The 23,270-nt window shown below is 68.6% G+C and carries 18 protein-coding genes and 1 pseudogene; 11 read left to right on the forward strand and 8 right to left on the reverse strand.

Translation table 11 applies throughout. The annotated features are described in order from the left end of the window. Positions 1-343 precede the first annotated feature (343 nt). Positions 344-826, reverse strand: a complete 483-nt coding sequence (locus ABIC50_RS24960) for an Lrp/AsnC family transcriptional regulator (protein ID WP_006755380.1) — start codon at positions 824-826, stop codon at positions 344-346. Positions 827-1,109: 283 nt separating this feature from the next. Here ABIC50_RS24960 and ABIC50_RS24965 point away from each other — a divergent pair. From ABIC50_RS24965 to ABIC50_RS24975, 3 genes and pseudogenes are all read left to right on the forward strand, one after another. Next, positions 1,110-1,768, forward strand: a pseudogene (locus ABIC50_RS24965) (LysE family translocator). 57 nt (positions 1,769-1,825) lie between these two features. Beyond that, a complete protein-coding gene (locus tag ABIC50_RS24970; RefSeq protein ID WP_006755377.1) occupies positions 1,826-2,257 on the forward strand; it encodes a YqaA family protein in 432 nt (143 codons plus the stop codon). 140 nt (positions 2,258-2,397) lie between these two features. Then, positions 2,398-4,380: a methyl-accepting chemotaxis protein gene (locus ABIC50_RS24975; protein WP_354167521.1), complete on the forward strand. Its 1,983-nt coding sequence runs from the start codon at positions 2,398-2,400 to the stop codon at positions 4,378-4,380. Positions 4,381-4,434: 54 nt separating this feature from the next. On the opposite strand, the gene ABIC50_RS24980 is transcribed toward ABIC50_RS24975, so the two are convergent. Beyond that, entirely contained in the window at positions 4,435-6,087 is a 1,653-nt protein-coding gene (locus tag ABIC50_RS24980) for an acyl-CoA synthetase (RefSeq protein ID WP_175745172.1), read from the reverse strand. A gap of 216 nt (positions 6,088-6,303) precedes the next feature. On the opposite strand from ABIC50_RS24980, the gene ABIC50_RS24985 reads away from it, so the two are divergent. The 7 genes from ABIC50_RS24985 (at position 6,304) to ABIC50_RS25015 (ending at position 16,079) form a co-directional block, all read left to right on the forward strand. Next, a complete protein-coding gene (locus ABIC50_RS24985; RefSeq protein ID WP_471685741.1) occupies positions 6,304-7,047 on the forward strand; it encodes a Crp/Fnr family transcriptional regulator in 744 nt (247 codons plus the stop codon). A 228-nt stretch (positions 7,048-7,275) separates the two neighbouring features. Continuing rightward, positions 7,276-10,443, forward strand: coding sequence for an efflux RND transporter permease subunit (locus ABIC50_RS24990; RefSeq protein ID WP_354167527.1), 3,168 nt, complete (start codon positions 7,276-7,278; stop codon positions 10,441-10,443). Positions 10,444-10,482: 39 nt separating this feature from the next. After that, on the forward strand, positions 10,483-11,715 hold the full coding sequence (locus ABIC50_RS24995) for an efflux RND transporter periplasmic adaptor subunit (RefSeq protein WP_354167530.1): 1,233 nt from the start codon (positions 10,483-10,485) through the stop codon (positions 11,713-11,715). A gap of 5 nt (positions 11,716-11,720) precedes the next feature. Then, positions 11,721-13,214: an efflux transporter outer membrane subunit gene (locus tag ABIC50_RS25000; RefSeq protein ID WP_354167811.1), complete on the forward strand. Its 1,494-nt coding sequence runs from the start codon at positions 11,721-11,723 to the stop codon at positions 13,212-13,214. Between the two features lie 23 nt (positions 13,215-13,237). Next, positions 13,238-13,933, forward strand: a complete 696-nt coding sequence (locus ABIC50_RS25005; RefSeq protein ID WP_006755759.1) for a heavy metal response regulator transcription factor — start codon at positions 13,238-13,240, stop codon at positions 13,931-13,933. Next, positions 13,930-15,378 carry a heavy metal sensor histidine kinase gene (locus tag ABIC50_RS25010; RefSeq protein ID WP_354167532.1) on the forward strand — a complete coding sequence of 483 codons (1,449 nt, stop codon included), beginning with the start codon at positions 13,930-13,932 and terminating at the stop codon, positions 15,376-15,378. Before ABIC50_RS25005 ends, ABIC50_RS25010 begins: the two co-directional genes overlap by 4 nt. Before the next feature lie 95 nt (positions 15,379-15,473). Next, positions 15,474-16,079, forward strand: a complete 606-nt coding sequence (locus tag ABIC50_RS25015; RefSeq protein ID WP_354167535.1) for a LysE family translocator — start codon at positions 15,474-15,476, stop codon at positions 16,077-16,079. Between the two features lie 90 nt (positions 16,080-16,169). On the opposite strand, the gene ABIC50_RS25020 is transcribed toward ABIC50_RS25015, so the two are convergent. Next, a complete protein-coding gene (locus ABIC50_RS25020) occupies positions 16,170-17,018 on the reverse strand; it encodes an AraC family transcriptional regulator (protein ID WP_011658721.1) in 849 nt (282 codons plus the stop codon). Positions 17,019-17,189: 171 nt separating this feature from the next. On the opposite strand from ABIC50_RS25020, the gene ABIC50_RS25025 reads away from it, so the two are divergent. Next, positions 17,190-17,984 carry an SDR family NAD(P)-dependent oxidoreductase gene (locus ABIC50_RS25025; RefSeq protein ID WP_354167538.1) on the forward strand — a complete coding sequence of 265 codons (795 nt, stop codon included), beginning with the start codon at positions 17,190-17,192 and terminating at the stop codon, positions 17,982-17,984. Between the two features lie 55 nt (positions 17,985-18,039). Here ABIC50_RS25025 and ABIC50_RS25030 read toward each other — a convergent pair whose 3' ends face one another. The 5 genes from ABIC50_RS25030 to ABIC50_RS25050 form a co-directional block, all read right to left on the reverse strand. Next, on the reverse strand, positions 18,040-18,414 hold the full coding sequence (locus tag ABIC50_RS25030; protein ID WP_105832795.1) for a hypothetical protein: 375 nt from the start codon (positions 18,412-18,414) through the stop codon (positions 18,040-18,042). Between the two features lie 223 nt (positions 18,415-18,637). Beyond that, positions 18,638-19,708 carry an AI-2E family transporter gene (locus tag ABIC50_RS25035; RefSeq protein WP_175654851.1) on the reverse strand — a complete coding sequence of 357 codons (1,071 nt, stop codon included), beginning with the start codon at positions 19,706-19,708 and terminating at the stop codon, positions 18,638-18,640. A gap of 161 nt (positions 19,709-19,869) precedes the next feature. Further along, positions 19,870-20,979, reverse strand: a complete 1,110-nt coding sequence (locus ABIC50_RS25040; protein ID WP_006754894.1) for an NADH:flavin oxidoreductase/NADH oxidase — start codon at positions 20,977-20,979, stop codon at positions 19,870-19,872. Positions 20,980-21,121: 142 nt separating this feature from the next. Next, positions 21,122-21,808 carry a type 1 glutamine amidotransferase domain-containing protein gene (locus tag ABIC50_RS25045; protein ID WP_229082206.1) on the reverse strand — a complete coding sequence of 229 codons (687 nt, stop codon included), beginning with the start codon at positions 21,806-21,808 and terminating at the stop codon, positions 21,122-21,124. 417 nt (positions 21,809-22,225) lie between these two features. Next, positions 22,226-23,260, reverse strand: a complete 1,035-nt coding sequence (locus ABIC50_RS25050) for a substrate-binding domain-containing protein (protein WP_354167541.1) — start codon at positions 23,258-23,260, stop codon at positions 22,226-22,228. Positions 23,261-23,270: the final 10 nt, after the last annotated feature.

Below are 23,270 nucleotides of genomic sequence, written 5' to 3' on the forward strand. Positions count from 1 at the left end.
CCGGCGGCATGATGTCCGACTGATCCGCTTGCCGGGACGCGCGCCGCAAGGCCGCCGCGTCCGGCATCGGTGTCCCGATGGATATCGTAAAAAGGGCCGAGTGGCCCCGATATGAGTGATGCGCTCACGCGATGTGAGCGCTGTGATGCGGATGCCAGTGGCAGTGCCAGTACCGAGCGCGTCGGCACGGAAGATTCATCCGTTTTCCCCGCCCTGCTCGAATTTCCCGCCTCTATCCGGCTCCGGGCCGCGCGCATTGGCCGCGACAGCCCGATTACCGCCCTTCCTCAACGCAACCGCGACTTCATCGTGACGATGACGCGCGGCCACGTCTCCGCCGTCGTCACACCTGAATCGACGGCACGTCCTTCATGCACCGCAGCGCGAACATCGAGCGGCTGTGGCGAATGCTCGAAATCCGGTACAGCTTCTCGCGCAGGAAGCGCTCGTAGCCGGCCGTTCCGTCCACCGCGACCTTGATCCAGTAGTCGTATTCGCCCGATACCAGGTAGGCCTCGAGCACTTCGGGCAACGCCGCGAGTTCGGCGCCGAAACGCGCGAGCGCGTCGTCTTCGTGGCGATCGAGCGTGACTTCGAGGATCACGATGTCCGCATAGCCGAGCATGCGCTGGTTGACCAGCGCGACGTAGCCGTCGATGTAGCCGTCGAGTTCGAGCTGCCGCGTGCGGTTCCAGCATGCGGTGGTCGACATGCCGATCTGTTCGGCCAGTTCGGCGTTCGACAGACGCGCATTTTTTTGCAGCGCACCGAGGATCTTGCGGTCCTGGTTGTCGAGGGTTTTCGGCGTGCGTTCGCGAGTAGCCATGGCGAGAAGAATCTTCTACTTTAAATCCGCATTCTAGCTGAACAGGATTCTGGTTTCGACTCGGTTTTGCTGGAAAACAGGAAGCCTTTTAACCGGCCGGCTTGATACATTTTCTCCATGCCTGTTGTCCGGCACGCTCCCCGCGACAACCCCTTCGCAGCGGGACGCCTGGCCGCAATCACGAGTTGCGGCGCCGCACATGCAGGCATGCGATTGCCCGCCGCCCGCGCGCCTATCCGGCTGCCGGGCCGGCGCCCGACTCCCCGTTCCCGTCCTTCCCGTCATGTCGTTCAGGCTTTATCTGTCGTTCCTCGCTGCATCCGCCGTCCTCATCTAGCCCCCGGCCCCGTCAACCTTCTCACGATGAACCAGGCGCTGCGCGCCGGCTGGCGCCGTGCGCTGCCGTGCGTGTGGGGCGGCACGCTCGCCGTGCTGCTGCAACTCGCGCTCACCGCGCTGTGCCTGAATTCGCTGGTCCATCTCGACGAGCACGCGCTGACCGTGCTGCGCTGGGCCGGCGCCGCGTACCTCGTGTGGCTCGGCTGCAAGCAATGGCTCAGCCGTGCGCCTGCAACCGCATCCGCCGCTCCCGCCGCATCGGCGGAAACAGGCATCGCCGCACCCGACACCGATACCGATACCGGCCGTGCACTGTTCTGGCGCGGCGTCGCCACCTCCGGCCTGAACCCGAAGACGCTGCTGTTCTTCCCGTCGTTCTTTCCGCAGTTCATCGTCCCGAACGCCGACTGGAGTCTGAACGCGCAATTCCTGCTGCTCGCGACGACCTTCGCGCTGCTGTTCGCGGGCGGTGTCGCGTCGATGGCGCTGTTCTCGCACCGGCTGAGCCGGGCGCTGCGGCGGCCGGCACGGATGCGCGCGATGAACCGCGTGACGGGCGGGCTGCTGGTCGGAATGGGCGCGATCATGGTCGGCTGGAACTGAGCGGCCGCGCGGCTGCCGGCCGACCGACCCACAACCCACGGCCGGTACAATCGCGCGATGTCCGAACTGCTCACCTACGGCGGCCTGTTCGCCGTGTCGATGGTCGCCGCGACCCTGTTGCCGCTCCAGTCCGAAGCCGTGCTTGCCGGCCTGCTGCTCGCCGGGCGCGAGCCGGTGTGGGCGCTGCTGCTCGTCGCGAGCGTCGGCAACGTCGCGGGCTCGGTGATCAACTGGGCGCTCGGGCGCGGCATCGAGCACTTCCGCGACCGCCGCTGGTTTCCGATCAAGCCGGCCGCGCTCGCGCGCGCCGAACGCTGGTACGCGCGCTACGGCCGCTGGTCATTGCTGCTGAGCTGGGCGCCGGTGATCGGCGATCCGCTGACGATGATCGCCGGCGTGCTGCGCGAGCCGCTGCCGGGCTTCCTCGCGATCGTGACGATCGCGAAGGTCGGCCGCTATCTGGCCGTCGCATGGCTCGTGACGCACTGACATTCGCCGCTCCGTTGCGCGCCGGCCGGGCCGCCCTCGACGCCACCGCGCTAAAGATTTCGCGAAAGTTGCCGTATTAAGCAGCGACTAGCGGTGACGCGTGCGTTCCGCCCTTTCTCACTCCCCACTCAGGATGCTTCATGAGACTGACCCAATTGGGCCGGGTGAGCGTCGGCGCGCGTCTGGCCGCGCTGGCGTGCGCGCTCGTCGCCCTGCTGTTTACCGTGTTCGCGTGGACGCTCGCCCATTTCGCCGGCCAGCAGCTTGCTGAAGAAGCGCACCTGCGGACCGTCGACAAGGAGCAGTCGATCCGCGCAATGGTCGATCTGTTCGACAAGGCGCTGACCGCCGAGGCCAACCGCTCGATGTCGCTGTTCGCGAGCTTCCTGCCGGCCGATTTCTCGCTCGACCCGGCGCGCACGGTCGACATCGGCGGCGTTCCCGCGCCGACCCTCTTCGCGGGCGGCCAGCCGCTCGACCTCGATTACGCGATTCCCGACCAGTTCCTGAAGAAAAGCGGCGCGATCGCGACGATCTTCGCGCGCGACGGCGACGATTTCGTGCGCATCACGACCTCGCTGAAGAAGCAGGACGGCGCACGCGCCGTCGGCACGAAGCTCGACCGCGCCGGCCCCGCGTATGCGCCGCTCGTCGCCGGCCGCAGCTACACGGGCCTCGCGAAGCTGTTCGGCCGGCCGTACATCACGCAGTACAAGCCGGTGACCGACGCAACCGGCCGCGTGATCGGCGCGCTGTTCGTCGGTCTCGACATCGGCACCGAGCTCAAGCTCGTCGAAGACGGCATCCGCGCGCTGAAAATCGGCGACAACGGCTACTACTTCGTGCTCGATGCGTCGCAGGGCCCGTCGCGCGGCACCTTCGTCGTGCATCCCGATGCGGCCGGCCAACCCGCCGACGACAAGCGTGCCCCCTATGCCCAGATGCTCGCGGCCGGCGACGGCCGGCTCGCGTACACGTCGACCGACCCGGCCGCGCACGATGGCGGGCCCACCGCGAAATTCGTGTCGTTCACGACGATTCCGCAGTGGCAATGGCTCGTCGGCGGCATCGCGCTCGACGACGAGTTGCTCGCCACCATGCGCGCCACCCGCAACCGCTTCCTGATGATCGGCGCCGTGCTCGTCGCGGCGTTCGCGACGCTGTTCGTCATCGTCGTGCGCCGCGTCGTGAGCCGGCCGCTGGAAGCCGCCGCACGGGCCTCCGAGCGCTATGCGGCGGGCGACCTCAGCGTGCGCATCCGCGACGGCGCGGCCGCGCACGGCAGCGCGGGCAACGACGAGATCGGCCGGCTCGTGCAGGCGGTCGACGGAATCGGCGACGGCCTCGCGCGCATCGTCGCGCAGGTGCGCAACAGCTCGGCCGACATCGCGCACGGCACGGTCGGCATCGCGGCCGGCAGCGGCGACATCGCCGCGCGGATCGCGACGCAGGCGAGCAGCGTCGAACAGACGGCCGCCAGCATGGAGCAGATCACCGCCGCCGTGCAGCAAAGCGCCGAGCATGCGGCGCAAGCCAACGCGCTGGTCGCGGACGCATCGGCCGCCGCGACGAACGGCGACGCCGCGGTACAGCGCGTGGTCGCGACGATGGACGACATCGGCCGCGCGACGCGCCGGATCGCCGAGATCACCGGCGCGATCGAAGGCATCGCGTTCCAGACCAACATCCTGGCGCTGAACGCGGCCGTCGAGGCCGCGCGTGCCGGCGAGCACGGCAAGGGCTTCGCGGTGGTCGCGGCCGAGGTGCGCGCGCTCGCGCAGCGCAGCGCGGCCGCGGTCAAGGAGATCGATGCGCTGAGCACCGAATCGTCGACGACCGTCGAACAGGGTTACCGGATCGCGGACGCCGCGCGCGGCACGATGCGCGACATCGTCGCGCGGGTCGACCAGGTCCGCACGCTGATCGGCGAGATCAGCGCCGCGTCGCGCGAGCAATCGACCGGCATCGAGCAGGTGAACCTGGCCGTCACGCAGATCGGCGAGGCGACCCAGCAGAACGCGACGCTGATTGCGGATGCCGAACGCGCGGCCGTCGCGCTGCGCGACCAGGCCGCGCAACTGTCGGACGCGGTCAGCGTGTTCCGGCTCGAACGCGACGCTTGATGGACGCTTGACGGACAACGGCCGATGGACGATCGACCGTCGCGGGTGCCCCGACTACTTCTTGTCCCCCGCCAGGTCGATCGCCTTGTCCGATCCCACCTCGTTGCGCAGCTGGAATTTCTGGATCTTGCCGGTCGACGTCTTCGGCAGCTCGCCGAAGCGCACGGCCTTCGGCACCTTGAACCCCGCGAGCAGCTGCTTGCAGTGCGCGACGATCTCCTCCTCGGTCGCGCTCGCGCCTTCGCGCAGCTCGACGAACGCGCACGGCACCTCGCCCCACTTCGGGTCGGGCATCGCCACCACCGCCGCGACCGCGACGGCCGGATGCCGGTACAGCGCATCCTCGACCTCGATGCTCGAGATGTTCTCGCCGCCGGAAATGATGATGTCCTTGCGGCGATCCTTGATGCGGATATAGCCGTCCGGCGTCAGCACGCCGAGATCGCCCGTATGGAACCAGCCGCCGTGGAACGCCTCGTCGGTGGCCTTCGGATTCTTCAGGTAGCCCTTCATGCAGATGTTGCCGCGGAACATGATCTCGCCGAGCGTCTCGCCGTCGGCGGGCACCGGCGCCATCGTGTCCGGGTCGAGCACCGTCGCGCCCGCTTCCAGGTGATAGCGAACGCCCTGCCGCGCGTTCAGGCGCGCACGCTCGTCGTCGGGCAGTGCGTCCCAGTGCGCCTGCTTCGCGCACACGGTCGCCGGGCCGTAGACCTCGGTCAGCCCGTACACGTGCAGCAGGTCGAAGCCGATCTCCTTCATCTTCGCGATCACGGCCGGCGCGGGCGCCGCGCCGGCGACCATCGCGTGCACCGTGTGATCGATGCCCGCGCGGAATTCGGCCGGCGCGTTCGCGATCGCGCTCTGCACGATCGGCGCACCGCAGTAATGCGTGATGCGTTCGCTGCGGATCAGGTCGAACACCGTCTTCGCGTCGAACTTGCGCAGGCAGACGTTCACGCCTGCACGCGCCGCGACGGCCCACGGAAAGCACCAGCCGTTGCAGTGGAACATCGGCAGCGTCCACAGATACACCGCGTGCTTCGGCATGTCCCATTCGAGGATGTTGCTGATCGCCGCGAGATACGCGCCGCGATGGTGATAGACGACGCCCTTCGGGTCGCCCGTCGTGCCGGACGTATAGTTCAGCGCGATCGCATCCCATTCGTCGGCGGGCGGCGTCCACGCGTAGTCGGGGTCGCCGCCCGCGACGAACGCTTCGTAGTCGGTCGCGCCCGCGAAGCGCGCGGGGTCGGCCGGCATCGCGTCAGCGACGCTGACGATCTTCAAACCCGGCACTTCGCGCGCCGCGCGGTGCGCGAGATCCGCGTATTCGGTGTCGACGATCAGCACCTTCGCTTCGCCGTGACGCAGCATGAACAGCACCGACGAGATGTCGAGCCGCGTGTTGATCGTATTGAGCACGGCGCCGGCCATCGGCACGCCGAAGTGCGCCTCGACCATCGCCGGGATGTTCGGCAGCACCGCCGCGACCGTGTCGCCGCGCGCGACGCCGGCCTGCGCGAGCGCGCTTGCGAGCTGCTTCGCCCGCTTATGGGTCTCGCCCCACGTGCGCCGCACGTCGCCGTGCACGATCGCGAGGCGCTCGCCGTAGACTTCGGCCGCGCGGACCAGAAAATCGATCGGTGTGAGCGGCACGTAGTTGGCGTCGCGGCGGCCGAGTCCGGCCTCGAACATCTGCGTCATGATCCTGTCTCCCGTTTTCCGTCGATCGGCGCGTGCATCGACGCCGCGGCGCACGCTTCGATCTCGTATCCAGCCGGAGTGCATGCACTCCGATTCGTTTTGATGTGGTTCAATTGCCGACAGCCTAACGCGCGCTATTGTGAGCCGTCTGTCATCGAAACGACAGAGTGCGCGTCGAGCGCTGCGCGTTATCCCTATCCTCGCAAACCCGCATCCATGCACGACCCTCTCGTTGCGCCGCCCGACACGCCGCCCGAACCCGGCCCATTGCCCGCGCTTCCCGCGCTGTCCGCGCTGTTCGGTCAGTGCGCGTGGTTCCGCGCACTGGCGCCGGAACACCAGGCGCTCGTGCTCGCGCAGTCGCGCGCCGAGCAGCGCGAGGCCGGCGACGTGATCGCGCAGCGGCTCGCGCCGTCCGAGTACTGGATCGGCGTGCATCGCGGGTTGCTGAAGCTCGCGATCTTCAACGCGTCGGGCCGTGGCTGCACGTTTTCCGGCGTGCCGTCGGGCGGCTGGTTCGGCGAAGGCAGCGTGATCAAGCGCGAGCTGCGCAAGTATGAAGTCGTCGCGGTCCAGCGCTCGACCGTGCTGTTCGTGCCGGTCGACACGTTCCATGCGCTGCTCGACACGAGCCTGCCGTTCACGCGCTTCGTGATCCATCAACTCAACAACCGGATGGGCGAATTCATCGCGTCGATCCAGAACAGCCGCCTGCTCGACGTCGACGCGCGCGTCGCACAGGCGCTCGCGCAGTTGTTCAACCGCGACCTGTACCCGGACACCGGCCCGTCGCTCGCGATCTCGCAGGAGGAACTGGGGATGCTCGTCGGCGTGTCGCGGCAGCGGATCAATCAGGCGCTGCAGCAACTCGAGAAGCGCGGCGTGTTGCGGCTCGCGTACAACCAGATCGACGTCGTCGATCTGGCCGCGCTCGCGCGGGTCGGGATGGAACAGATCTGAAGAAGCCCGATGAACCGAATCGTCGCCGCCGCGGCATGCGCATCCGGTTCGGCAGCCGTTTGCGGGCACTGGCGTGCGCGCGCATTTCCTCCGATGAATCGGCTCGTCAGCGCCGCGCCGCAACCTGACACCTTCGCCAGTTTCGCGTCAGTAACCCGTTCAGCCCCGACGCCTATCATTCGGGTTCCCTTCATCGACGCCTGATCACCGCCTGTCCCGCCGCCCTCCATGTGGATCGTCAATCTCGCGCTCAGGCGCCCCTACACGTTCATCGTGATGGCCGTCATGATCGTGCTGGCTACCCCGCTTGCGCTGATGCGCACGCCTGTCGACGTGCTGCCGGCGGTCAACATCCCCGTGATCAGCGTGATCTGGAATTACAACGGCTTCTCGGCGTCGGAGATGACCAATCGCATCACGGCCGTGCATGAGCGGATCCTGACGACGACCGTCAACAACATCGAGCACATCGAGTCGACGTCGCTGCCCGGCATCGCGGTCGTGAAGGTGTTCCTGCAACCGGGCGCGAACGTGCAGACGGCCATCGCGCAGACGGTCTCGTCCGCGCAGGCGATCGTCCGCCAGATGCCGCAGGGCGCGACGCCGCCGCTCGTGATCACGTATTCCGCATCGAGCATCCCGGTGATCCAGCTCGGGCTGTCGAGCAAGACGCTCAGCGAACAGTCGCTCGCCGACATCGCGCTCAACTTCCTGCGCCCGCAACTGATCACGGTGCGCGGCGCACAGATTCCGTTCCCGTACGGCGGCCGCACGCGCGTGGTCGCGATCGACCTCGATCCGCAGGCGCTGCTCGCGAAGGGCCTCACGCCGGCCGACATCGTCAACGCGGTCAATACGCAGAACCTCGTGCTGCCGACCGGCACCGCGAAGATGGGCCAGAGCGAATATCGGATCGACACGAACGCGTCGGCCGACACGATCGCCGACATCAACGACCTGCCGATCCAGACCGTCAACGGCGCGACGACCTACCTGCGCGAAGTCGCGTCGGTGCGCGACGGCTTCGCGCCGCAGACCAACGTCGTGCGCCAGAACGGCCAGCGCGGCGTGCTGATGTCGATCCTGAAGACCGGCGACGCGTCGACGCTGAAGGTCGTGTCGGATCTGAAGGCACTGCTGCCGAAGGTGATCCCGACGCTGCCCGAAGGGCTCACGATCACGCCGCTGTTCGACCAGTCGGTGTTCGTCAACGCCGCGGTGCAGGGCGTGATTCACGAGGCGCTGATCGCCGCCGTGCTGACCGCGATGATGATCCTGCTGTTCCTCGGCAACTGGCGCAGCACGCTGATCATCGCGATCTCGATCCCGCTGTCGATCTTCACGTCGCTGATCGCGCTGTCGGCGCTCGGCGAGACCATCAACATCATGACGCTCGGCGGGCTCGCGCTCGCGGTGGGGATCCTGGTCGACGACGCGACCGTCACGATCGAGAACATCGAGCGGCATCTGCATCTCGGTACAAGCTTGCACGACGCGATTCTCGAAGGCGCGGGCGAGATCGCCGTGCCCGCATTCGTGTCGACGCTGTGCATCTGCATCGTGTTCGTGCCGATGTTCTTCCTGACGGGCGTCGCGCGCTTCCTGTTCGTGCCGCTCGCCGAGGCGGTGGTGTTCGCAATGCTCGCGTCCTACGTGCTGTCGCGCACGCTCGTGCCGACGCTCGCGATGCTGCTGTTCCGCCCGCAGCAGGCCGGCACCGGCCCCGATCGCTCGACGTCGCGCTTCGCGCGCATCCATCACGCGTTCAACGGTGCGTTCGAGCGGCTGCGCGCGTGGTACATCGTGCTGCTCAGCATGCTGCTGGTGCGCCGCCGCTTCTACGCGATGTGCTTCCTCGGTTTCTGCGTGCTGTCGACCGGCCTCGTGTTCGTGCTCGGCCGCGACTTCTTCCCGAACGCCGATTCCGGCAACATCCGGCTGCACCTGCGCGCGCCCACCGGCTACCGGATCGAGGAAACCGCTCGCCTCACCGACCAGGTCGAGCGCGTGATCCGCGAAGCCGTGCCGCCCGACGAGCTGGGTGCGATCGTCGACAACCTCGGGCTGCCGGTGAGCGGCATCAACCTGTCGTACAGCAACAGCGGCACGATCGGCTCGCTCGACGGCGAACTGCTGATCGCGCTGAAGCCCGGCCATCGCGCGACCGCGCACTACGTGCAGACGCTGCGCACGCTGCTGCCGCGGCGCTTCCCCGGCATCGAATTCTTCTTCCAGCCGTCGGACATCATCACGCAGATCCTGAACTTCGGTCAGCCGGCCGCGATCGACGTGCAGGTGCTCGGCAACGATCTCGCGAGTAACATGGCTATCGCGAGCAGCCTGATGAAGAAGATCAGGCGAATCCCCGGCGCCGTCGACGTGCATGTGCTGCAGCGCAACGACGAACCGACCCTGGTGGCCGACATGGACCGTACGCGCATGCAGCAGCTCAGCCTCTCCGCGCAGAACGTCGCGCAGAACATGCTGATCTCGCTGTCCGGCAGTTCCCAGACGACCCCGTCGTTCTGGCTCAATCCGCGCACGGGCGTCCAGTACCCGCTGCAGATCCAGACCCCGCAATACAACATCTCGTCGATCGACGACCTGCTCGGCACGCCGGTTTCCGCGAGCGGCCGCACCGGCATGCCGCCGCAACTGCTCGGCAACCTCGTGCGCGTCCATCCCGTCGCGAGTCCGGCCGTGGTCACGCACTACAACATCCGCCCGGCGATCGACCTGTACGTGAGCGTCGAGGGCCGCGATCTCGGCTCGGTCGCGGGCGAGATCGACCGGATCGTGTCCGACGCGCGCGCGACGCTGCCGCGCGGCACCGAGCTGGCGGTGCGCGGCCAGGTCGAGACGATGCGCACGTCGTATCTCGGCCTCGGCGCCGGCGTCGCGATGGCGATCGTGCTCGTCTACCTGCTGATCGTCGTGAATTTCCAGTCGTGGCTCGACCCGCTGATCATCATCAGCGCGATGCCGGCCGCGCTTGCCGGCATCGCGTGGATGCTGTTCATCACCGGCACGCACCTGAGCGTGCCGGCGCTGACCGGCGCGATCATGACGGTGGGCGTCGCGACCGCGAACAGCATCCTGGTCGTGTCGTTCGCGCGCCAGCGTCTCGCGGCCGGCGCGCCGCCGCTCACGGCCGCGCTGGAGGCCGGCGCGACGCGGATCCGCCCGGTGCTGATGACGGCGCTCGCGATGATCATCGGGATGGTGCCGATGGCGCTCGGGCTCGGCGAAGGCGCCGAGCAGAACGCGCCGCTCGGCCGCGCGGTGATCGGCGGGCTGCTGTTCGCCACCGTTTCGACGCTGCTGTTCGTGCCGCTCGTGTTCGGCGGCGTGCATGCACGGCTGGCCCGCCGGCGCGCGCGCCAGGCCGGACACTGACTTTCGCCCACCCTCTACCCGGTTGGATTGGTTGAATTCATGGAAGAGAAACATCACAGCTCGGTCGGCATCCAGGTGGACGAACACGGCATGCACCTGCCGACGCGCACGTCGGTGTCGCGGCGCGCGCGGGTCGTGCTGATCGTGATCGGCGTGCTGCTGGCCGCCGGCGCCGCGCGCACGATCGTCGTCAACGTGTTGAACCGCGGCCGGCTCGACGCGGTGGCCGAGCAGAACACGCGCCAGTACGTGAGCATCGTGCATCCGGTCGATGCGGCCAGCGGCGGCAAGCTGACGCTGCCCGGCACGCTGCGCGGCTTCGTCGAGGCGCCGATCTATGCGCGTGCGAGCGGCTACGTGCTGCGCTGGCAGGCCGACATCGGCGCGCACGTGAAGCAGGGCCAGCTGCTCGCCGAGCTCGACACGCCCGAGCTGAACCAGGAGCTCGCGCAGGCCACTGCGCAGCGCCAGCAGGCGCAGGCCGCGCTCGCGCTCGCGAAGACGTCGTTCGATCGCGCGCAGCAGTTGCGCCAGCGCGATGCGGTGTCGCAGCAGGAACTCGACGACCGCCAGGGCGCGTTCAACCAAGGCACCGCGAACCTCGCGGCGGCCGATGCGAACATGCGGCGGCTCACCGAACTGAAGGGCTTCCAGCGCATCGTCGCGCCGATCGACGGTGTCGTCACGCAGCGCAACGTCGACGTCGGCGACCTCGTCAATTCCGGCAACGCGGGCCGCTCGCTGTTCACGGTCGTGCAGGCCGACCGGCTGCGCCTGTACGTGCAGGTGCCGCAGGCCTACGCGCAGCAGGTGAAGGTCGGCCAGCACGTGGGCGTCGCGCAGGCCGAACTGCCCGGCAAGACCTTCGACGGCACGGTCACGCGCACGTCCCAGGCGATCGATGTCGCGACCCGTTCGCTGCAGATCGAGATCACGCTGCCGAACCCGGACGGACGGCTGCTGCCCGGCGCGTACGTGCAGGCGACGCTGCCGATGACGCCGGTCGGCCGTCTGCAAATACCGGCCAATACGCTGCTGTTCCGTGCCGAGGGGCCGACGGTCGCGACCGTCGACGCGAACGGCCAGGTGCGCCTGAAGGCGGTGACGGTCGTGCGCACGATCGGGCAGACGCTCGAAGTCGACGGCCCGCTCACGCCGAACGACCGCCTCGTCGCGAACCCGAGCGACGCGCTCGCGAACGGCGACCCGGTCGTCGTGCAGGCGCCGCCCGCCGCGAAGCCGGCCTCCGCGGCCGCGGGAGCGAAGTCGTGAGCGCGATGCGCGCCCGCCTGCGCGCGACGGCCGCCGTGAGCGTCGTCGCGCTCTCGGCGCTCGCCGGTTGCACGGTCGGCCCCGACTACCGGCGCCCCGCCGTCGACACGCCGGCCGCATGGCGGCTCGACCCGGCCGACGCGTACTGGCACCCGGCCGCGCCGGCCCGTGCGCCGCTCGATCCGGCGTGGTGGACCGCGTTCGGCGACGCGCAGCTCGACGCACTGGAAGCCGACGCGCTGCGCAACAACCAGAGCCTGAAGGTCGTCGCCGCGCGCTACGACCAGGCGAAGGCCACGCTCGCGTCGGTCGCGTCCGCGCAGTATCCGGCCGTCGTGCTGAACGCGAGCGGCCAGCGCTTCAAGATCTCCGCCGACCGGCCGCAGACCAATTACGCGACGAAAAGCATGTCGACCGTGCAGAACGAGATCCAGGTCGGCGCGAGCGTCAGCTACGAACTCGACCTGTTCGGCCGCGTGCGGCGCAGCGTCGAATCCGCGCAGGCCGGCTCCGAGCAGGCACGCGACGATTTCGCGAACGCGCGCCTCGTGCTGAGCGCCGATCTCGCGTCGAGCTACTTCGCGCTGCGCGAGCTCGACACCGAGATCGACGTCGTCAAGCGCTCGATCGACCTGCAGCAGAAGGCGCTCGACTACGTGAGCGCGCGCCACGAGCTCGGCGCGGTGTCCGGCCTCGACCTGTTCCAGCAACGCTCGCAGCTCGATGCGACGCGCACGCAGGCGCAGTTGCTGATCCAGCAGCGCGCGCAGGTCGAGACGGCGATCGCGACGCTGGTCGGCACGCCGGCCCCGGCGTTCTCGCTGCCGCCGCGCGTGGTGCCGATCAACGCGCCCGCGCTGCCGACCGGGATGCCGAGCGACCTGCTGCAGCGGCGGCCCGACGTCGCGTCGGCCGAGCGCGCGATGGCCGCCGCGAACGCGCAGATCGGCGTCGCGCGCGCCGCATACTTCCCGCGCATCGCGCTGTCGCCGGACATCGGCTGGGACGCGACGCGCTTCTCCGGCCTGTTTACCGTGCCGGCGCTGCTGTGGTCGCTCGGCGCGTCGGTCAGCCAGCCGCTGTTCGAAGGCGGCAAGCTGAAGGCCGGCGTCGATTTCGCGCAGGCCGGCTACGTGGCCGCGCAGGCCAGTTACCGGCAGACCGTGCTCACCGCGTTCCAGGAGGTGCAGAATGCGGTGACGGGCCTGTCGGTGCTGGCGCAGGCCGCGCAGCAGGCGTCGGCGGCCGTCGACGACGCGCGCAAGCTCGTGTCGCTCGCGCAGGACCGCTATACGGGCGGCCTGACGCCGTTCATCGACGTGCTGACGGCCCAGCAGCAGCTACTGACGAGCGAGCGCCAGGCCGTGCAGATCCAGGGCCAGCGCGCGGCGCTCGTCGTGTTTCTCGCGAAGGCGCTCGGCGGCGGCTGGGACGGCGGCGCGACGCCGACCGATGTCGCGACAGCCAGCCCGCCGCCCGCCGCGCGCGTCGGCCCCTAACCCTCCGATAGGCGAACGAATCCATGAAAGTGCTGATCGTCGAAGACGAACCGAAAGTCGTCGAATACCTGAAGAGCGGCCTGACCGAGGAAGGCTGGGTCGTCGACACCGCGCTCGACGGCGAGGACGGCGCGTGGAAGGCCATCGAATTCGACTACGACGTGGTCGTGCTCGACGTGATGCTGCCGAAACTCGACGGCTTCGGCGTACTGCGCGCGTTGCGCGCGCAGAAGCAGACGCCCGTGATCATGCTGACCGCGCGCGACCGCGTCGACGACCGCGTGCGCGGGCTGCGCGGCGGCGCCGACGACTACCTGACCAAGCCCTTCTCGTTCCTCGAGCTGATCGAGCGGCTGCGCGCGCTCACGCGCCGCGCGCGCGTGCAGGAATCGACACTGATCTCGATCGGCGACCTGCGCGTCGACCTGATCGGCCGCCGCGCGACCCGCGACGGCACGCGCCTCGACCTCACCGCGCAGGAATTCCAGCTGCTCGGCGTGCTCGCGCGGCGCAGCGGCGAGGTGCTGTCGAAAACGACGATCGCCGAGCTCGTGTGGGACGTGAATTTCGACAGCAACGCGAACGTCGTCGAGACGGCGATCAAGCGCCTGCGCGCGAAACTCGACGGCCCGTTCGCGGAGAAACTGCTGCACACGATCCGCGGCATGGGCTATGTGCTCGAGGCGCGCGAGGAAGGCGACGCGGAGCGGCACGCATGAAACGCTCGATCACCCTGCGGCTGTCGGCGATGTTCGGCATCGTGTCGCTGCTCGTGTTCACGCTGGTCGGCTGCGGGCTGTTCGTGATGATGGAGCGCCAGCTGTTCGCCGAACTGCGCGCGACGATCGACACGCGCGCGAAGGTCGCGCAGATGATCGTGTCGCACGCGACCACGGCCGCGCGCGGCCGCCTGATGCAGGAAAAGCTCGCCGATCTCGAACCGCCCGACGGATCGACGCGCTACCAGATCGAAAGTCCCGACGCCGACTTTCGCTTCGGCCATCCGGTCGACGGCGTGCCCGTCGGCGAGCCGTTCGGTGCGTTCCAGCAGTACGCGCTCAACGACAGCAGCTACGACGTGATGACGAAGACCGTCGCAATCGCGGGCAGCGGCGAGCGGCCCGACCTGAAGCTGATCGTCGCGACGTCGTGCGAGCGCACGCAGCGAATGCTGCGCCGGTTCGCGTGGACGCTCGCCGCGCTGATCGCGACGGCCACCGTGCTCACGCTGCTGCTGAGCCGCGCGGTCGCGCGCTTCGGGCTCGCACCGCTCGAACGGCTGTCGCAGGACGCCGCGGCCATCAGCGCCACCAATCGCCGCCAGCGGCTGCACACCGACGCGCTGCCGACCGAGCTGCGCGATCTCGCCACGTCGTTCAACGGCGCGCTCGAGCGCATCCAGCAAACCTATGCGCGGCTCGAGGCGTTCAACGCGGACGTCGCGCACGAGCTGCGCACGCCGATCAGCATCCTGATCGGCCAGACCCAGGTCGCGCTGACGAGTCGCGACCGTTCCGTCGACCGGATGCGCCAGACGCTGCAATCGAATCTCGAAGAGTTCGAACGGTTGCGCGTGATCATCAACGACATGCTGTTCCTGTCGCGCAGCGATCGCGGCGAACGCGCGACCGACCTGAAGCACGTGTCGCTCGCCGACGAAGTGCGGCGCATGCTCGACTTCCTGGAAATTCCGCTCGACGAAGCGCAATTGCGCGCCGAACTGCACGGCGATGCGCGCGCGGCGGTCGACCCGTCGCTGTTTCGCCGCGCGATGACGAACCTGCTGATCAACGCGATCCAGCATTCGGCGCCCGGCGCGACGCTGAACGTGACGATCACGCGCCGCGACACCCTCGTCGACGTGTCCGTCGCGAACCCCGGCGAGCCGATCGATCCCGCGCAGCGCGCGCACGTGTTCGAGCGCTTCTACCGGCTCGAGGAAGCGCGCGCGAACAGCAAGGAGAACCACGGGCTGGGGCTGTCGATCGTCAAGGCGGTCGCGGAGATGCATGGCGGCAGCGTGTTCGTCGCGTGTTCGGACGGCATCAATACGTTCGGCTTCTCGGTGTCGACGCAACCATGCAGCGGCGACCCGCTGCCCGCGCCCGATGCCGGCAACCCGCACCCGCTGCGGCCGGCGCCCGCCCCTCGCGCATTGCACTGACGGCGGCTGCGCCGTCGAGGGCAGTTTTCTTCAATACGGACCCACGCGGCTTCGTTAGTCTTGATGCGACTTTGACATTCGCATGGAGGCAACGGATGAGCATGCTGGTTTCGATGGCCGCGTTCGCGCTGGCGTCGTCGATCACACCCGGTCCCGTCAATATCGTCGCGCTCAGCGCGGGCGCGCGCCACGGTCTCGGCGCAAGCCTGCGCTATGCGGCCGGCGCGACGCTGGGCTTCGTCGCGCTGTTCCTGCTGATCGGCCTCGGGCTGCACGCGGCGCTCGCGCGCTGGCCGATGCTGACCACCGCCACCCAGTGGGCGGGGATCGCGTTCCTGCTTTACCTTGCGCTGCGGCTTGCGCTCGACGACGGGCGGCTATCAGCCAACCCGGCCGACCCGGACGCGCCGGACGTCGCCGGCCCGTCGGCCGCGGCCGGTGCGGCGATGCAGTGGCTCAATCCGAAGGCATGGCTCGCGTGCGTGGCCGCGATGGGCGCGTATGCGGCCGACGGCGACCGCGCGCAGGTCTGGCAGTTCGCGGCGCTGTATCTGGTGATCTGCTTTGCGTCGATCGCTTGCTGGGCGTATGCGGGCGCGTCGCTGCGGCATCGACTCGCGAATGCGCGGCGGATGCGGCTGTTCAACCGCGCGATGGCACTGCTGCTCGCGGGCAGCGCGCTTTATCTGCTCGATATCTAGCGCGGGCGCTTCGACGTGTTTTTGCGGCGGATGAGGTACGGATGGCCGATGTTGCGGGCCATCACCGACACCGGGCCGCCCCTCCCGCGCTCAACTCGCGGCGCTTCGATATTGTCCGGGCGTGGCGGCCGCGATGCGCCGGAACGCGCGCTGGAAGTGCGCTTGGTCCGCGAAGCCGGCATCGAGCGCGACGTCGGCGATCGGCCGGCCGCGGCGCAGCTCCGCGCGGCCATACTGCACGCGGCGATCGATCAGGAACGCATGCGGCGTCATGCCGTAACGGGCGTTGAACGCGCGGATCAGGTAGGACGGCGACAGGTCGGCGGCCGCGCAGATCGCATCGAGCGTGACGGCCTGACGGCAATGCGCGGCGATGTAGTCGGCCGCCCGCGCGAGCTTCGCATTGTCGGCCCCGCGCCGCGCATCGTCGGGCAGTTCGCGATCGAGCGCGCCGTGCAGCCCGGTGAAGAATTCGACCGCCGCGCTTTCCTTGCCGAGCGGATCGACGCCGGGCGCCACGAGCGTGCGGTAAAAGCGTCCGAACTGCGCGAACAGGTCGCGCCGTTCCGTCAATTTCGGCGAAAACCCGTGGAAATCGCTGTTCGGATCGCGCCCGAGCGAATGCTGCAGACGCGCGAGCCACGGCACGTCCACGTAGACCATCCGGTACGCCCATGCGTCGGGGCCGTACGGATTGCACGCATGCACCTGCTCGGGATCGATGATCACGAGCACGCCGCGCCCGACGTGTTCCTTCGTCGCCCCGTTCAGATAGGTGCTCGTGCCGCCGACGATCGCGCCGAGCGAAAACGTGTCGTGCGTGTGCTTCGCGTAGCAGATCGTGCGCCCGTCGTCGACGGTGCGCGCCTCGATGAACGGCAGCGCGGCGTCGCGCCAGAACGGCGACGGCACGACGACAGTGTTGGCGGAACGGCTCACGCGACGGGCTCCCGGATCGGACGGCGAACGCAAACCGTACAAGACTGCGCGGCACGATGCAACCGCGAGCCGACGCATCGCGGCCGGATCGCCTAAGCTTTGAATTCCGACCGCCGCGGCGGACGCGGCGGGTTCCGTTCCCTCTTTCAACCTCTTCCAACCGGAACGCTCATGCACATCGATCTGACAGGCAAGACCGCGGTCGTCACCGCTTCCACCGCCGGCATCGGGCTGGCGATCGCAGAAGGGCTCGCGCAAGCGGGCGCACGTGTCGTCATCAACGGACGCAGCGACGGGTCGGTCGACGCCGCAATCGCGCTGTTGCGCACCGCGGTGCCCGACGCGGACATCGACGGCGTCGCCGCCGACCTGTCCGACGCCACCGGCGTCGCGCGCATCACGCAGCACACGCCCGAGGCCGACATCCTCGTCAACAACGCGGGCATCTACGGGCTGAAGGGTTTCTTCGACATCGACGACGACGAATGGACCCACTACTTCCAGATGAACGTGATGTCCGGCGTGCGTCTCGCACGGCACTACCTGAAGGGCATGCTCGAACGCAACGCGGGCCGCATCGTGTTCATTTCGTCGGAATCGGGCCTGAACATCCCCGTCGACATGATTCACTACGGGTTCACGAAGACCGCTCAGTTGGCGATCGCGCGCGGCCTCGCGAAGGTCGCGGCCGGTACCAGCGTGACCGTCAATTCGGTGTTGCCGGGGCCGACGATGTCGGAAGGCGTGCGCGCGATGCTGAAAGCGACGGCCGACGAAACGGGCCGCAGCATCGACGAAGTCGCGGTGGATTTCGTGCGTAGCCAGCGCGCGAGTTCGATCATTCAGCGGCCGGCGACGACGGAGGAAGTCGCGAACCTCGTCGTGTACGTATGCTCGCCGCAGGCATCGGCGACGACGGGCGCGGCATTGCGCGTCGATGGTGGCGTGGTCGATACGATTGCTTGATGGCCCCGCTAGCCCGGGGAACGTGCACAGCGGGCACGCCAAGCGCCCCGCCGCGCTATCGGGAAACGGTCTTTCCCGACTGAAGCGTGCCCTTGCGGTCGGCGTCCATGCAGGTATCGAAGCCGTATTGCGTGACGGCACCGGCCTTGTCGAACACGACGAAGTAAGGCCGGTGATCGTTGCCGTGCTCGATGAAGTAGTTGTAGCAGACGCCGCTGCCGTTGCGGACCATCCACACGCTGCGGGGGTTGCCGCCCGCGCGGACGACGTCGGCGCGCGTCGCGCCGTGCCGCGACGCAGCCCTCGCCAGCGGCGTGCGCGAATACGAGAACGGCAGCCACGAGTCGAACCACGCGCAGCCGTGCAGCATCAGGCAACTGGCGGCCAGCGACAGCGTCGCGGCGGGACGGTACATCGGAATCAATCGCATGCTGGGAGAAATCTGCTGCGCCATGCCGGCGTGATCGAAAGCCCCATGCTACTCGACCTTTGGGTCCGGATCGAAAAGAAATGTAGAGACCGGTGTCCGACGCCCCGCTCGACGCCGTCCGGCCCGCACCCGATCGTTGCGAACCGTTGCGGCACCGCGCCGCCTCGCACGCGCGTCGATGCCGCTGCGCCGCTGGTCCGAATCGGCGCAACGGCCGTCATCGTCAGGCGACCCATTCGGCCCACAGCATCGTGAGCACCGTCATCAGCGCGGGGCCGACGAACAGCCCGATCAGCCCGAACGTCTCGGCGCCGCCGAGGATGCCGAACAGCACGAGCAGGAATGGCAAGCGGGTCGAGCTGCCGATCAGCACCGGCCGCACGAAATGCTCGGCGACGAACACGACCACGAAGCCGACCACCAGCACCACGACGGCCCACACGGTCGCACCCTGCACGAACAGCCAGAGCGCCGCGCCGCAGAACACGATCGGCGCGCAGAACGGCAGCATCGCGGCGACGGCCGTGACCAGACCGAGCAGCGCCGCGTGCGGCACGCCCGCCAGCGCATAGGCGACGCCGAGAATCGCGCCCTCGCCGAGCCCGACGACGACGAGCCCCGTCACCGTCCCGTACACCGCCGCGACCATCCGTTCGATCAGTTCGCCGCCACCGGGGCCGAACGCGCGCCGCGCGCCATGCAGCAACGCGCCCGACAACTTGTGGCCGGCCCTCAGGATCACAAACAGCGTGACCAGCATGAAGCCGAACTCGAACAGCGCATGCGCAAGCTTGGTGCCGAACTGCCGCCCGAACGCGATGAATTTCTCGCCGCTCGCGCCGTGCATCGCGGCGCCCGCATGCAGCGGATGACCGAGATTGGCCTGCCACCACTCGGTGACCTGCGCGGCCCCGTACGGCAGCCGGGCGATCACATCGGGCAGCGGAATGCCGTTGTCCTGGACCGACTGCAGCCACATGCGCAGGTCGTGCTCCTGCGCGATCGCCTGCCCGAGCGCGAGCGCGACCGGCAGGATCACCAGCAGCGACACGCCCACGGTGATCACGGTCGCGATCAGGGTCGGCCGGTTGCGAAACCAGCGTCCGGATTCGAGGCGTTTCAGCAACGGCCATAACGCGATCGCGATCACGCACGCCCACGCGATGGCGGGAAGGAAGTCGCGGATTACCCACAGCGCGAGCAGCAGCAGCGCCGCATACAGCACGGCGCGGGCGATCTGCTGAGCGCGCGGCCGCGCGGCGGAATCCTGGGACGGCGACACATGTACGCGCATGGCACCTCTGTCGAAATGAAAAAAATGGCGGTTCGCGCAGGCCGGAAGCCTGTACGAACCGCCATTCTATCCATCGGCACCGCAACGGCATGCGGTCGCGATGTCATGCATCGTCAAATGCGTGCCGCCAGCGCGGCGGCGCCGCACGCTGCAATGCGTGCTCAGGCCACCTTGTCGGCGACGCGGTAGCGTTCGAGCCAGTGCGCGTACGGCGCGGGCAGCGTCCACGACGGACGCTCGACGCCGAGCTGCTTGGCCGCGTAGTACGGCCAGTGCGGATCGGCAAGATGCGCGCGGCCGACCATCACGAGGTCGAGCTGCTGCTCGGCGACGACGCGATTGGCGAGTTGCGGCGTGTCGATGCCCCAGGCGGACGACACCGGCAGGCCGGCCTCGCGGCGCACGCGTTCGGCGATCGGTGCGAGGAACGCCGGGCCCCACGGAATCTGCGCGTCGGGCGTCGAGAAGCCGACCGACACGCTCAGCATGTCGAGCCCTTCCTGCTTCATCCGCTGCGTGAGCGCGATCGATTCGGCGAGCGTCTCTTCGTCGCGGCCGTCGTATTCGATCACGCCGAGACGCGCGGTCAGCGGCAGGTGCTCCGGCCAGACCTGACGGACGGCCTTCAGCGTGTCGACGATGAAGCGGCCGCGGTTTTCGGCGGAACCGCCGTACTCGTCGTCGCGCTGGTTCGCATGCACCGAGAAGAAGCTCTGGCCGAGATAGCCGTGCGCGAAGTGCAGTTCGAGCCATTCGAAGCCGAGGTCGCGGGCGCGCTTCGCCGATGCGACGAAGTCGGCCTGCACGCGGGCGATGTCGTCGTGCGTCATCGCGCGCGGCACCTTCGGCAGGTGCGCGCCGAACGGCACGGCCGACGGTGCGATGGTCTGCCAGCCGCGCGGATCGCCTTCGGCGATATGGTCGTCGCCTTCCCACGGACGGTTCGCGCTCGCCTTGCGGCCCGCATGCGCGATCTGGATGCCCGGCACCGCACCGGCCGCCTTGATCGCCGCGACCGACGGCGCGAACGCCTCGGCCTGCGCGTCGGTCCACAGCCCGGCGCAGCCCGGCGTGATGCGGCCTTCCGGCGACACGGCCGTCGCCTCGGCGATCACGAGGCCCGCGCCGCCGCGCGCGATGCTGGCCAGATGCACGTGATGCCAGTCGTTGACGACGCCGTCTTCGGCGACGTACTGGCACATCGGCGGCACCGCGATGCGGTTGCGCAGCGTGACATCCTTGAGTTTGAACGGTTCGAACAGGGCAGACATCGACACTCCTTTGCTTGGTTCTACGAAACGACTGGATGACCCGCCGTGCGGTATGCACGACGGTGCGTTTGGGTCCGTCGCGGGGCGCGGCGCGTCCGACGACGGAAGCGGCGTGGCGCCGGTCGTGCCGGCGCCGGCCGGCTTACTGGCGGCCGAGCTTCGCGAGCAGCGCCTCGGCAGCGGGTTCCGACGATGCGGGGTTCTGCCCGGTGATCAGCAGCCCGTCGGTGACGACATGCGGCGCCCAGTCGGCGCTGCGCTCGAACTGCGCGCCGTTGGTCGTCAGCATGTCCTCCACGAGGAATGGCACCACTTCCGTCAGCTCGACGGCCGCTTCCTCGCTGTTGGTGAAGCCGGTCACGCGCTTGCCGCGCACGACCGACTCGCCGGTCTTCGGATCCTTCACGTGGCGCAGCACGCCCGGCGCATGGCACACGGCCGCGACCGGCTTGCCGGCCGCCAGCGCGCGCTCGATCAGGCCGATCGAATGCAGATCCTCGGCGAGATCCCATAGCGGGCCATGCCCGCCCGGATAGAACACCGCGTCGTAATCGTCGACCGACACGTCGGCCAGCTTGCGGGTGGCGGCGAGTTCCGCCTTGGCCGCTGGATCCGCGTCGAAGCGGCGCGTCGCGTCGGTTTGCGCGGTCGGATCGCTGCTTTTAGGGTCGAGCGGCGGCTGGCCGCCCTTCGGCGACGCGAGCGTCAGCTCGACGCCCGCATCCTTGAACGCGTAGTACGGCGCGGCCAGTTCCTCGAGCCAGAAGCCCGTTTTCTTGCCGGTGTCGCCGAGCGTGTCGTGCGAGGTCAGGACAACCAGAATCTTCATGATCGGACACTCCTTCGAAATGGGGAAACGGCACCGCGTCACGGCCGCGGCCAGCGTGATACACGCCGCCGAGCCGGCGACGACGGCGCGCCTGCCGGTTAGTCAGCTGGCGCGCGTCAACGTGCCGGCCACGTACCGAAAATGTTGCCTGAGGCTATTAGACCAGTCGTCTAGACGAGCCTCGAAAAAAACGACGGCATCTCCTGCACGACCCCCATCGCCGCGCGATATGGCATTTTCGCGTCCGGCTGAGTGCGGCAGGTATGGCGTCGCATTCATTGAGAGCGGATGATAGCCGCGGATTAGACCGGTCGTCTAGTAACATCGTGTTCGGCCCTGTCGTTGACATGGCTTTTGCGGCGGGAGCGCGCCGCGCAACGTCCGTTGCCGATCGCGCCCCGGTCGTCGCCGCGTCAACTAGCCGCGCAGCGGCCCGTCCGTGTCTCCTGCCTCGATCACCGGCATCTCGAGCCGCTGGCCGCGCACGCCGTCCACGAGCAACCCCAGCATCAGGTCCGCCAGCGCACGTCCTGACGCCTGCCCGGTCGGCTGCAAGACCGCCGTCACCCGATACGGATGCGCGACATCCGGCGGCACGCCGTCATAGACGATCAACGACATGTCCCGCCCCAGGCGCACGCCGCGGTCGACCAGCGCGCGGAACGCGCCGCCGCCCGCGATATTGTTGTCGACGAGCAGCGCCGTCGGCGGTTCGGCCCGCTCGAGCAACGTCTGCACGCCCTGCTGCCCGCCGTCGCGCGTAAACGCGCACTCGACGAGCAAGGCCGGATCGGGCTCGATGCCGGCCTCGCGCAGCGCCGCGAGATAGCCGGCGCGACGCTGCATCGCGAAATTGAGCGACAGCGGCGCACTGATCATCGCGATGCGGCGATGGCCGAAACCGATCAGGCGCCTCACCGCATCCCGCGCGCCCGCTTCGTTGTCGAAATCGAACCACGCGTAGGGCTCGACGGCCTGCGTGCGGCCATACGCGACGTACGGAAACGCATTCGACCGCAGATACGCGAGCCGCGGATCGTCGACCAGCGTGCGCGCGACGATCAGCCCGTCGACGAGTTTGCCGTCCACGAGCCGTCGGTAAGTGTCCAGCTCGGCGTTCGGCCGCGCGGACGCGATGATGAAGTCGAGATTGCGCTCCGCCAGCCGCTCGGTGATGCCCGCGACGACTTCGCCGAAGCGCGGATCGCCGAGATCGCCCGCACCGAACGGATAGACGATACCGATCGCGTCGGAGCGCCCGGTCGCCAGCCGGCGCGCGGTCGGATCCGCGACGTAACCAAGCTCCCGCGCGGCCTTCATCACGCGCTCGCGGGTCGCCTCGCTCACGTCGTCATAGCCGTTCAGCGCGCGACTGACCGTCGTGCGCGACAGCCCGAGCGCGTCCGACAACGCCTTCAGATTCACCTTCACGTCGCTCCTCGCGTTATGCATGCCAGTCGGC

This window comes from Burkholderia sp. 567 (assembly GCF_040545115.1).
Classification (GTDB): domain Bacteria; phylum Pseudomonadota; class Gammaproteobacteria; order Burkholderiales; family Burkholderiaceae; genus Burkholderia; species Burkholderia ambifaria.